Source organism: Bordetella petrii, from assembly GCF_020991325.1.
GTDB lineage: Bacteria > Pseudomonadota > Gammaproteobacteria > Burkholderiales > Burkholderiaceae_B > Bordetella_A > Bordetella_A petrii_E.
Map to the genome: position 1 here is coordinate 1 of NZ_JAJMLX010000162.1, position 10,249 is coordinate 10,249.

General features: G+C 66.9%; 13 protein-coding genes. 5 read left to right on the top strand and 8 right to left on the bottom strand.

All coding sequences use genetic code 11. The features are described from left to right. From LPZ50_RS15940 to LPZ50_RS15950, 3 genes are all read left to right on the top strand, one after another. A partial coding sequence (locus LPZ50_RS15940) for a fumarylacetoacetate hydrolase family protein (RefSeq protein ID WP_230662489.1) occupies nucleotides 1–768 on the top strand: 768 nt, incomplete at its 5' end. A gap of 99 nt (nucleotides 769–867) precedes the next feature. Further along, nucleotides 868–1,845 carry a Bug family tripartite tricarboxylate transporter substrate binding protein gene (locus LPZ50_RS15945; RefSeq protein WP_230662491.1) on the top strand — a complete coding sequence of 326 codons (978 nt, stop codon included), beginning with the start codon at nucleotides 868–870 and terminating at the stop codon, nucleotides 1,843–1,845. Between the two features lie 8 nt (nucleotides 1,846–1,853). After that, a complete protein-coding gene (locus tag LPZ50_RS15950; protein WP_230662493.1) occupies nucleotides 1,854–3,002 on the top strand; it encodes an alpha-hydroxy acid oxidase in 1,149 nt (382 codons plus the stop codon). Between the two features lie 20 nt (nucleotides 3,003–3,022). On the opposite strand, the gene LPZ50_RS15955 is transcribed toward LPZ50_RS15950, so the two are convergent. Further along, the gene (locus tag LPZ50_RS15955) at nucleotides 3,023–3,673 is read right to left on the bottom strand and encodes an HD domain-containing protein (RefSeq protein WP_230662495.1); all 651 of its coding nucleotides are present in this window, start codon (nucleotides 3,671–3,673) and stop codon (nucleotides 3,023–3,025) included. Between the two features lie 137 nt (nucleotides 3,674–3,810). On the opposite strand from LPZ50_RS15955, the gene LPZ50_RS15960 reads away from it, so the two are divergent. Then, complete coding sequence (locus tag LPZ50_RS15960; protein WP_230662497.1) at nucleotides 3,811–4,377, top strand: TetR/AcrR family transcriptional regulator; 567 nt, start codon at nucleotides 3,811–3,813, stop codon at nucleotides 4,375–4,377. A 1-nt stretch (nucleotide 4,378) separates the two neighbouring features. On the opposite strand, the gene LPZ50_RS15965 is transcribed toward LPZ50_RS15960, so the two are convergent. The 3 genes from LPZ50_RS15965 to LPZ50_RS15975 form a co-directional block, all read right to left on the bottom strand. After that, nucleotides 4,379–4,957: a TetR/AcrR family transcriptional regulator gene (locus tag LPZ50_RS15965; RefSeq protein WP_230662499.1), complete on the bottom strand. Its 579-nt coding sequence runs from the start codon at nucleotides 4,955–4,957 to the stop codon at nucleotides 4,379–4,381. Between the two features lie 120 nt (nucleotides 4,958–5,077). After that, nucleotides 5,078–5,413 (bottom strand): DUF4148 domain-containing protein, encoded by a 336-nt coding sequence (locus tag LPZ50_RS15970; protein ID WP_230662501.1) that lies wholly within the window; start codon nucleotides 5,411–5,413, stop codon nucleotides 5,078–5,080. A gap of 75 nt (nucleotides 5,414–5,488) precedes the next feature. Continuing rightward, nucleotides 5,489–5,806: a DUF4148 domain-containing protein gene (locus LPZ50_RS15975; protein WP_230662503.1), complete on the bottom strand. Its 318-nt coding sequence runs from the start codon at nucleotides 5,804–5,806 to the stop codon at nucleotides 5,489–5,491. 282 nt (nucleotides 5,807–6,088) lie between these two features. Here LPZ50_RS15975 and LPZ50_RS15980 point away from each other — a divergent pair, with 282 nt between their 5' ends. Then, entirely contained in the window at nucleotides 6,089–6,754 is a 666-nt protein-coding gene (locus LPZ50_RS15980; protein ID WP_230662505.1) for a TetR/AcrR family transcriptional regulator, read from the top strand. Nucleotides 6,755–6,771: 17 nt separating this feature from the next. On the opposite strand, the gene LPZ50_RS15985 is transcribed toward LPZ50_RS15980, so the two are convergent. From LPZ50_RS15985 to LPZ50_RS16000, 4 genes are all read right to left on the bottom strand, one after another. Then, nucleotides 6,772–7,461 carry a GntR family transcriptional regulator gene (locus tag LPZ50_RS15985; RefSeq protein ID WP_230662507.1) on the bottom strand — a complete coding sequence of 230 codons (690 nt, stop codon included), beginning with the start codon at nucleotides 7,459–7,461 and terminating at the stop codon, nucleotides 6,772–6,774. Between the two features lie 84 nt (nucleotides 7,462–7,545). After that, nucleotides 7,546–8,286, bottom strand: a complete 741-nt coding sequence (locus tag LPZ50_RS15990; protein ID WP_230662509.1) for an aspartate/glutamate racemase family protein — start codon at nucleotides 8,284–8,286, stop codon at nucleotides 7,546–7,548. A gap of 25 nt (nucleotides 8,287–8,311) precedes the next feature. Next, on the bottom strand, nucleotides 8,312–9,580 hold the full coding sequence (locus LPZ50_RS15995) for an NAD(P)/FAD-dependent oxidoreductase (RefSeq protein ID WP_230662510.1): 1,269 nt from the start codon (nucleotides 9,578–9,580) through the stop codon (nucleotides 8,312–8,314). Further along, a partial coding sequence (locus LPZ50_RS16000; protein ID WP_230662512.1) for a thiamine pyrophosphate-dependent enzyme occupies nucleotides 9,577–10,249 on the bottom strand: 673 nt, incomplete at its 5' end. The genes LPZ50_RS16000 and LPZ50_RS15995, both read right to left, overlap by 4 nt.

Genomic DNA, 10,249 nt, shown 5'->3' on the forward strand with positions numbered 1-10,249 from the left:
CACGGCATGCTGCGGCTGCTGCAGGGCGGCCCGCGGGCCTTGGCCGCGCTGCTCCGGCACCTGGACGGACAGGCCCCCGCCCTGGACGCCCCCAGGCTGGAATACGTGGACCTGCTGGCGCCGGTACCGCGCCCGGGCAAGATCGTGGCGGTGGGGCGCAACTATGCCGACCATGCCAAGGAAACCGGGGTCGACCCCTTCGAACAGCCGCGCATCGTCAGCAAGCTGCCGTCCAGCGTGTGCGCGCCGGGATGCGCGGTGCCCAGGCCGGCGGGGGTGGCCAAGCTGGATTTCGAGGCCGAACTGGCGGTGGTAATAGGCCGGCCCGCGCGCAACGTGGAGCAGGCCGGGGCCCTGGACTGCGTGGCGGGCTACACGGTGCTGGACGACCTGAGCGCGCGCGAGTTCCAGTTCGATGTTTCCCCGGCCCAGACTACGTTCGCCAAGAGCATGGATGGTTTCGCGCCCATGGGGCCGTGGCTGGTCACCGCCGACGAAATCGCCGACCCGCAGGCGCTGACGGTGCGCAGCTGGGTCAACGACGAGTTGATGCAGGACGCCAGTACCGCCGACATGCTGTTTCCCGTGGCTGGCTTGATCGCCTATGTGTCGCGTTTCATGACGCTGGAGCCCGGCGATGTGCTGGCCACCGGCACGCCGGCTGGGATAGGCGCCTTCCGCGACCCGCCGCGCTATCTGCAGCCGGGCGACCGCCTGCGCATGGAAGTGTCGCGCGTGGGCGTGCTGGAGCATGCGATCGCGGGGTGACGCGGGAGCGGCCCGGGCCGTTCGGCGCGCGCATTGCCAAAGTTGTACCCCGGGTGCCCCGGCACCTGCATAACAGCAACAACCGATAAGGAGAGACCCATGAGGAGACCCATTATCCGGGCGGCTTGTGCCGCTCTGTTCGTCCTGGCGGCAATGCCCGCCATCGCGGCGGCGGCCGACGGCTACCCGTCCCAGCCGATACGCATGATCGTCGGCTTTGCCGCGGGCGGCCCCACCGATGTGATAGCGCGCCTGCTGGCGCACGACATGAGTCAGACCCTGGGCCAGACGGTGGTGGTTGAGAACAAGACCGGCGCCAACTCGCTGATCGCCACCCGCGAAGTCGCGGGCGCGCCGCCCGATGGCTATACGGTGCTGTTCAGCTCGCTGTCGCACAACGTCAACCGGCTGCTGCTGGGCGAGCAGGCTGGCTATGATCCGTTGAAGGACTTCACACCCATTTCCAACGGGGCCGCGCTGCCCATGGTGGCCGTCACGGCCTACGATTCGCCGATCCAGTCGATGAAGCAACTGATCGAGCAGGCGCGCGCCAAGCCCGACAGCATCAGCTATGGCTCGGCCGGCAATGGCGGATCGGCCCACCTTGCCGCGGCCATGATGGGCACCACGGCGGGCCTGGAAATGATCCATGTGCCGTTTCGCGGCAACGGCCCGGCGCTGACGGAAGTCATGGCCGGACGCGTGTCGTTCATGTTTTATCCCATCGTCGGGGTGGCCGAGAATGTGCAGGCCAGGCGCCTGCGCGTGCTGGCCCTGGGCAGCCCGGAAAGCAGCGCTGATTTTCCCGGCGTGCCCGCCATGGAAGACCTGGGCTTTCCCGATTTCCAGGGCACCTGGGTCGGCCTGTTGGCCCCGGCCGGCGTGCCTGGCGAGGTGGTGCAGAAGCTGAACCAGGCCATGGTGCATGCGCTGAAGCAGCCGCAGATCCAGTCGCGCATGAAGGACCTGGGCGCCTTGCCCATCGGTGATACGCCGCAGCAGTTTCATGACTTCCTGGTGCAAGATCAGAAGCGCTGGGCCGCCGTGATCAAGGCGGCGGGCATTACAGCGCAATAGGCGATGCGATGACTGCAGCAACGCATGCCCAGAGCATCGAGGACTTGCGCCGCGCGGCGCGCCGCCGCCTGCCGCGCGCCATTTTCGATTTTTTCGACGGAGGCGCGGAAGACGAACTGGCGCTGGCCGCCAATCGCGCCGCGTTTGCGCGGCTGCGGCTGGCGCCATTCGCGCTGGTGGACGTATCCCAGGCGCAGACGCAGGCCGAGGTGCTGGGCGGCGCGTCTTCCATGCCCCTGGCCGTGGCGCCCACCGGCGCGGTGGGCTACGGCCGCCGGGGCGGGGATATCGCCATCGCGCGCGCCGCGGCGGCGGCTGGCGTGCCATATACCTTGTCCACGTCGGCCACCGCTTCCATCGAGCAGATTGCCGATGCGGCGCCGGGGCGGCTGTGGTTCCAGGCCTATATCCTGCGCAATCGCGCCATGCTGGATGCCTTGATTGCCAGGGCGCAGGCCGCGGACTATGAAGCCTTGATGATTACGGTGGATTTGCCGGTGGGCGGCAAGCGCGAGCGCGACGCGCGCAATCACCTGTCGTTTCCGTTTCGCTACACGGCCCGCAATCTGTTCGATTTCGCCTGCCATCCCGCGTGGGCGCTGGGCATGCTATGCCGCGGCCTGCCGGTCATGGAAAACCTGAAAGGCCTGGAAGCGCCGTCCGCCAGCGCCACGCGACTGGCTTCGTCGGTGGGCCGCAGCTACGACCCGTCGTTCGATTGGGGCCGGCTACGCCAGATCCGCGATGCCTGGCCGCGCAAATTGATCGTGAAAGGCATTTTGCGTCCGGATGATGCCGAACGCCTGGTGGCCATGGGCTGCGATGCGATCGTGGTGTCCAACCACGGCGGCCGCCAGCTCGACAGCGCCGCCGCCACACTGGATGCCTTGCCTGCGGTGGTGCGAGCGGTGGATGGGCGCGTGCCGGTGATGGTGGACGGCGGCGTGCGGCGCGGCGGCGACATGCTCAAGGCACGGGCCCTGGGCGCGCAAGCCGTGCTGGTGGGCCGGGCCACATTGTGGGGGGCCGTGGCCGCGGGCCAGCCCGGCGCCGAGCGGGCCCTGGCCATTCTGCGCGATGAGTTGCTGCGCACCATGCAATTGTGCGGCGTGCGCGAAGTGGCAGGCATACGCCGCGACCTGTTGTTTCCCGGCTGAACGGCCAGCCGGCGCGCGGGCTAGCCGGCTTCTCCCCATTCCTGCACAAAGCGCGCGCGGAAGGCGCGCAGCCAGTCCAGCCGCGCTTCGGCAAGGCCGCGCGCGGCCTGCGTGTGCATGGCGGCGGGCAGGGTGGCCAGCTTGGCTTCGATGTGGTCCAGCGCGTAGGCGCGATCATCCAAAGGCCGGTTGCGCGCCAGCGGATCGTCGGGATGGGCGAAGGCCGAACCCATGCGGCCCGCCGTGTAGAACAGCCGCGCCAGGCCCACCGCGCCCAGCGCGTCGAGCCGGTCGGCATCCTGCACGATACGGGCCTCGATCGTGGTGGGAGTAATGCCGGCAGAGAAACTGTGGGCCTCGATGGCGTGCGCCACCGCGTCGAGCTTGCCGTGCGGGAAGCCCGCCTGTTCCAGCTGGGCGCGGGCCAGGGCGGCTGCCATGCGCGACGCTTGCGCGCGTTCGGGGTGGTTCTTGGGCAGGTTGACGATGTCGTGCAGATAGCAGGCGGCCTGCACCACCAGCGCATCGGCCTCGGGGTGGCTGTGCAGCAAGGTTGCCGCCACTTGCCACACGCGGTGCAAATGGTTCAGGTCGTGCGCGCCGTCGTCCTGGCCGTCCGCCGTGGCAATGGCGATCAGGCGGGGAAGCCAGGGGGTGGGCTGGTCGGGCATGGAACATCCTATATGGGGACAAAACCCGCCGGGCGGGCAATCGGCTAGCATACGCCGTCACCGGGTCCTGCCCGGCTCGCGAGAGGCAGGGAATCCCTGTCTTGACCCCCAATCTACTAGTAGGTAACAATGCCGGCATGAATACCGCCACCACCCGCGAACAACTTGTGGGCCATGCCCAGGCCCTGATCCGGCAACGAGGCTACAACGGCTTCAGTTACCGCGACCTGGCCGACCGGGTGGGCGTCAAGACGGCCAGCATCCATTACTACTTCCCCTGCAAAGATGACCTGCTCATCGAGGCCATCGACAACTATGCCGCCACGGTCACCGGCCTGGTACATGGCATAGACGGCGCCTTGCCGGCCAAGGAACGGCTGGACCGCTACGCCGCGCTGTTCGAGGGCGGCCCGGCCGACCAGGTCTGCATGTGCGGCATGCTGGCGGCCGATTTCGCCTCGTTGTCGGATCGCGCCCGCCTGTCGCTGCAGGGTTTTTTCCGCATGCACGAAACATGGCTGTCCAAGGTGATCGCCGACGGACAGCAAGACGGCACCCTGCGGTGGGCGGGCAGCCCGGAAGCCGGCGGGCGTTGCCTGTTCGCGGCTTTCCAGGGAGCCCTGATGGGTTCGCGCCTGTTCCAGAACCAGGCGCGCCTGCATGACGTGGTGGCATCGGTGCAGTGCGCGGCGGTGCCGGCCTGATTCAAGCCGCCGCGGCAACCGGAACGCCCAGCGTGGTGGGCAGTACGTCGTCCACGCGTTCACTGTTGTGGAACAACCGGGCCGTGACCAGGCTGCCCTGCAGCGCCGCGAACATGGACCTCGCCGCCGTGCGCAAGTCACCGGGCACGCGCAGGCTGCCTTCGCGCGCTCCCTGTTCAAGCACTTGCGCCAGCCAGTCTTCATTGGCGCGGTAAAAATCCTGCAAGGCCTGCCGCACGGCGGCGGGCAGGGACATCAGTTCGGCGGCCAGCACGGCCGCCAGGCAGATGCGTTCGGTGCCGCAGAAGGCCCGCCGCTGCACATCGACGTAGGCGCGCAGCTTGGCGTCGGCGCTTAGCCCGCCGTCTATCGTCTGCATTGCAGTGCGCCAGCGCGACTGGTACTGCTGAACCACTGCCAGCAGCAGATCTTCTTTCTGCGGAAAGTAATAGTGGATGCTGGATGTCTTGATACCAACCAGCCCGGCCAGGTCGCGGTAGCTGAAACCGTTGCAGCCGCGTTCCTGGATCAGGCGCTGGGCGTGTTGCAAGATCTGGGTGCGAGTGGTTTCTGTATTCATGGTCGGGACGCTACCGGGTAATCAAAGGGGCTGAAGGGCTCCTGTCGGGTAAAGAAGAAACAAGGCGGGCCGCCATGCCGGCAGGCAGGGCGGCGCCGCGGGGCGATGCATGCGCCGTCCTTAGCCGCGCGAGGCGTCGGACAGGCTGTAGCTGGCTTGGTAGTCCAGTTCGCCAAACGCGTTGTCGCCTTGGTTGCGGGCGGCTTGCGCTTCCGCGCGGACTTCGGCGCGGGTGGGCGCCGCGCCGGCGGCGTGGACGGCGGGCTGTTCGGTTTCACCGAAAGTGACCTGGCCGGCGGCCTTGGCGGCCTGCAGTTCAGCCTGCACCTGGGCACGGGTCACCGTGCTGGCGCTGTTCTGCACCGGCGGGTAATCCAGCTCGCCCGAGGGTTCGGCGGCGTAGGCGGCACCCATCATGGTCATTGACAACATTACGGCGGATACGAGGGTTTTCATGGCAATGCTCCGGAATTAGGTAGGTGTGAAGCTATCTAGTTGTAGATAGGTTTGTGATGAAAATAAAACGCGGTCTCAGGCGCCGGTATCGGGATAGCCGTCGCCACCGAAGGCCACGGGGCCATGGGTACGCGCATCCGCGGCTTCAGCCTGGACTTGGGCGCGGGTGAGGCTGCTGGCGGCTACTTGGCTGGCGGGTTCTTCGCTTTCGCCGAAGGTGACCTGGCCAGCGGCCTTGGCGGCTTGCAGTTCGGCCACGACCTGGGCACGCGTCAGCGAGCTAGCCTGGTTGATGGTGGGCGGATAATCCAGTTCGCCGGAGGGTTCTTGCGCGTAGGCGGCGGTACCGGCCAGGGTTGCGGAAATCAGCAGCAGGGAAGCAAGGGTTTTCATGATGGGTTCCTGGTAAGGTTGGGTTTCTGTAAAACTATCTATACGTAGGTAGGTAACTTGGGTCATAAAAACGCGCCATCTAGCGCGTTGGCCGGGATGACTGCTTTGTTTCCCAACCATGAGGCGTATCTTATCTACCAGTAGATAGATTGGTCAAAGCTCTTTTTGTATGTATGTGTAACACCGACATGGTTCCCAGGCCAGGAACGGCGTTTGCGGGCGGAATGGACAATATCAGCGTGTACCATCCCCAGGTATTTTGCATTGCATGCCAGACTATCCGTGTCCTCTGAACCAGCCATAGTTCGTCGCCCCCCCACCAAGGGAGCCCGCACCCGGCAGCGTCTGCTGGATATTGCCAGTATCGAGTTCGCGCGCAACGGCTACGAACGCACACGCGTGTCGGACGTGGCGGCCAAGGCAGCCGTGACGCAACCGGTGTTCTATCAGTATTTCGGCAGCAAGAAGGCTATATACGACGAACTGGTGGAACTGTTCGCCAAGCGCATGCGCAAGGCCGTGGAGCAGGCCAAGCTGCCCGACGATACGCCCGCCAGCCACATCAATGAACGGGTGCGCCACAGTGTGCAGGGCATGCTGGCCGCCTTGCAGGACAATCCCAGCCTGACCAAGATCGGTTTCCAGCAGGCGGCCAATGCCAATACGTTCAAGGAAGAGCTGGTGGACCTGATCGCGGTGAAGGTCAAGACCGAGCAACAGGCCGGGCTGTTGCGCCGCGATGTGTCGCCGTACTGGTTTTCCCAGGCTTTCGTGGGCATTCTGGAACGCTATGCCATGCTGGACCAGAATGCCGCGGATACCGCCGATCAGGCCGCCTTCATTGCCAACTTGCTGATGGACGGCATACGTGCGCCTGCGGTTGGCGCCGCGGGCAGCCTGGCGGGCGAAATGCCCGCGGACGCCGGACGCCTGCGCAGGCACGGCTAGGCCCGCGCGGGCCGGCCCTAGGCCGCGGCCTGGGCCTGGGTGCCCATGTAGATCTGGGCGTAGCCCTCGCGGATGGCCGAAGTGATCTGGTCCAGGCGGCGGTCGATGTGCTTTTCCAGCAGGGCGGCACAGGCGGCTTCGTCGCGCGCCAGCAGCGCCTGCAGAATCTGTCGATGTTCCAGTTGCGTGCTGCGGCGGTCGCCCAGGCGCATGTCGATCCAGCGCACGAAACGGATGCGGGCATTGACGTTTTGCAGCACGCGCATCATTTCGGAATTGCCGGACATGGCCAGTAAGCCTTCATGGAAGGTCTCGTCCAGGTCGACCAATTCGGCCACGCTGCGGTCGCCGGGCTCGGGTCCGGTGGCATCCAGGAAATCCAGCAATTTGCGGATGTCATCTTCCTGGGCGCGCACGATGGACAGCCGCGCGCCGGCAATTTCCACGACCTTGCGCAGTTCATACAGATGGAAGATCTCGTGTACGTCCAGGTCGCGGCAGAAGAATCCCTTGCCGGGCTGGAAGCGCAGCAGGCCCTCGATGCCCAGGCGGTTCAGTGCTTCGCGCAGCGGGGTGCGGCTGACTTCCAGGCGCTTGGCCAGGGCGACTTCGTTGAGTTTCTCGCCAGGCTTGAATTCATAGCCGATGGCCATGGAGCGAAGCTGGTTGTAGACACGGTCGACGGTGCTGTCGGGGGCGGCGCTCACGGGATCTCCGGTGAATTGACGGGGCCGCCCCGGGTGTGTGGCGGCGGGCGGCGACGCCGCGCCGCTTTGTGGGGGGCTAGGCGTCTATCCGAAGGCACGCGGCCGCAGGCCGGCGTGGAACCACGTGATCATCGAATAAATATCGTAGACGGGTAACCCGGTGGCAGCCTGCAGGGCGGCGGCGTAAGGAGGCATATTAGTACATTCGAGCACGATGGCGCCCACTTCCGGGTGGCGCCGTACCAGGCCCAGCCCGGCGTCCAGGATATCTTGCTGGGCCAGGTCGATATCCATGTCGTGCTTTTCGGCCTTGATCAGCACCCGGAAGAATTCCTTGCCATTCTCGGTGCCCGCCACGGGAATGTCGGCGGGCACATTGACGGCGGCCAGGTGCTCGGGCGACAGCGTGGATCCGCTGACCGTGACCAGGCCGACCCGCTTGCCAGGCGGCAGGGTGGCCTGCACCCAGGGCACCTGCATCATGGATGATGTGGCCACCGGCACGCCCAGGGCGTCCGAGAATTCTTTCTGGAACAGCGCCAGGAAGCCGCAGTTGGTGGTGATGGCTTCGGCGCCCAGGTCCACCAGTTCGCGGCCGGCTTCGATGAAGGCGTCCAGCGTGCCGCGCGCGCCTTGCAGCACGACCTTTTCCGGGCTGGCGCCGCGCACCACGCGGTACAGCACCGGGAACGGCCAGGTCTGGCCGTTGCCCATGTCGCCGAGAATGCGCGGGAAGCGCGCATCCAGCATCAGGATGCCCAGGGGGGCGCCGTATAAAGACTTGCCGCCGCGCGCGATGCGGCTTGAAGCAGTAAGCGTGGACATGGCGGGGTTCCTTCGGGAAGTGGTGTCAACGAAAACGGCGCGGATCGAACGGGGCCAGGGGGATGGTGGTGGGTTGGCCCTGGATCAGTTGCACCACCAGTTCGCCGGTGCGCGCCGATCCGACCAGGCCGGTATGGCCGTGGCCATAGGCATGCACGATGTCGGCGCTGGCCGACGCCGGGCCGATGCAGGGCAGGCCGTCGGGCATGCTGGGGCGCGAGCCCATCCAGTAATCGACGCGCTCGTTTGCCGGGGCGGCAGGCAGCGCCGGGTAGATCGACACCAGCAGGTTGCGCAGAATATGCGCGCGCTGCCAGTTCGGCGTGGCATCGATATCCGCGATCTCGACCTGGCCGGCCACGCGCAGGCCGCCTTCCATGGCGTTCACCACTACCTTGCAGTCGGCGAACATGGTGGACGTGCGCGGCCCGGCTTCCGCTTGCCTGATCACGGCGTGGTAACCGCGTTCGGCGGCCAGCGGCACGCGGTCGCCGGCCTGGCGGGCCAGATCGCGCGAACGCACGCCGGCGGCAATGACGGCCTTGTCGCAGGCGATATCGCCGTCGGCCGTGCGCACGGCGCGCAGCTTGCCGTCCTGGATGTCGAAGCCGGTGGCCCGCGTGCGGCGCACATCGGCGCCCAGCGATTCGGCATGCCGGACCAGCGCAGCGACATAGGCGCCGGGGTTGCGGCAATGGCCGGTTTCCGGCACCAGCACGCCGAAGGTGTAGCGTTCGTGCAGATCGGGTTCGCGTTCCCGCAGCGCCGCGGCGTGCAGTTCCTGCCACTGGATCCCTTCCTGGCGGCGGATTTCCCAGGCGCGGCCTTCGGCGCGGAACTGCTGTTCCGACACAAAGGCATGCAGCAGGCCGCGCTGTTCGATCAGCTGCGGCACGCCGGCCTGCGCCGCCAGGGCCTGATGCAGCGCGGGGGCGTCGGCCAGCAGTTGGCGCAGGGCATGCGCGGTGCTTTCCACCTGCGGCCAGGTCCAGGCCGAACGCAGGTAGCGTACCAGCCAGGGCAGGGCGCGCGGCAGGAAGTTCCAGCGCACGGCCAGCGGCCCCAGCGGGTCTTTCAGCCACGAGGGCACTTTTTTCCAGACACCCGGCGCGGCCGGCGGCAGGATGGAATGCGACGACAGCCAGCCGGCATTGCCGTAACTGGCCGCCTGCTGCCCGCCGGGTTCGCCGGCGTCGACCAGCGTGACGCGCAGCCCGGCGTTCAGGGCTTGCACGGCCGTGGCGGCGCCGACGGCGCCTGCGCCGATGATGACGACATGCTGGGGGGTGCTCATGTGGTGGCGGGTGCGTAATCGCGCGCGTGCGACTGGGCGCGCGGGTCCAGTTTGCAATGCAGGATAGCGGGTTTGCCCGATGCTACCGCACGTTCAAATGCGGCCGCGAAGTCTTCGGTGCGTTCCACGCGTTCGCCATGGCCCCCGAATGCCACCGCCATGGCGGCGAAATCGGGGTTGCGCAACTGCGTGCCCACCACGCGGCCGGGGTAGTCGCGTTCCTGGTGCATGCGGATGGTGCCGTACTGGCTGTTGTCCAGCACGATGACGATGATGGCGGCGTCGTACTGTACGGCGGTGGCGAATTCCTGGCCGTTCATCAGGAAGCAGCCATCGCCGGCGAAGGCCAGCACGGGCCGCTGCGGAAACTGCAGCTTGGCCATCACGGCCGCCGGCACGCCATAGCCCATCGAACCGCTGGTGGGTGCCAACTGCGTGCCATAGGTATGGAAGCGGTGGTGGCGGTGCAGCCAGCCTGCGTAGTTGCCCGCGCCGTTGCAGACCATGGCGTCGCGCGGCAGGCGTTCCTGCAGCCAGGCCAGCGCCTGGCCGTACTGGAAGCTGCCGGGCAGTTCGCGCGGGCTGCCGGTCCAGTCCAGGTAGTCGGCATGCGCCTGTCCGGCGCTGCCTTGCCAGGCGGGCGCCGCCGGCGCGGCCACTTGGTCCAGC

Excerpts from the sequence above, each read along its gene's own strand:
- LPZ50_RS15945 (WP_230662491.1), top strand. The coding sequence starts at position 868 with ATGAGGAGACCCATTATCCGGGCGGCTTGTGCCGCTCTGTTCGTCCTG.
- LPZ50_RS15950 (WP_230662493.1), top strand. The coding sequence starts at position 1,854 with ATGACTGCAGCAACGCATGCCCAGAGCATCGAGGACTTGCGCCGCGCG.
- LPZ50_RS15955 (WP_230662495.1), bottom strand. The coding sequence starts at position 3,673 with ATGCCCGACCAGCCCACCCCCTGGCTTCCCCGCCTGATCGCCATTGCC.
- LPZ50_RS15960 (WP_230662497.1), top strand. The coding sequence starts at position 3,811 with ATGAATACCGCCACCACCCGCGAACAACTTGTGGGCCATGCCCAGGCC.
- LPZ50_RS15965 (WP_230662499.1), bottom strand. The coding sequence starts at position 4,957 with ATGAATACAGAAACCACTCGCACCCAGATCTTGCAACACGCCCAGCGC.
- LPZ50_RS15970 (WP_230662501.1), bottom strand. The coding sequence starts at position 5,413 with ATGAAAACCCTCGTATCCGCCGTAATGTTGTCAATGACCATGATGGGT.
- LPZ50_RS15975 (WP_230662503.1), bottom strand. The coding sequence starts at position 5,806 with ATGAAAACCCTTGCTTCCCTGCTGCTGATTTCCGCAACCCTGGCCGGT.
- LPZ50_RS15990 (WP_230662509.1), bottom strand. The coding sequence starts at position 8,286 with ATGTCCACGCTTACTGCTTCAAGCCGCATCGCGCGCGGCGGCAAGTCT.
- LPZ50_RS15995 (WP_230662510.1), bottom strand. The coding sequence starts at position 9,580 with ATGAGCACCCCCCAGCATGTCGTCATCATCGGCGCAGGCGCCGTCGGC.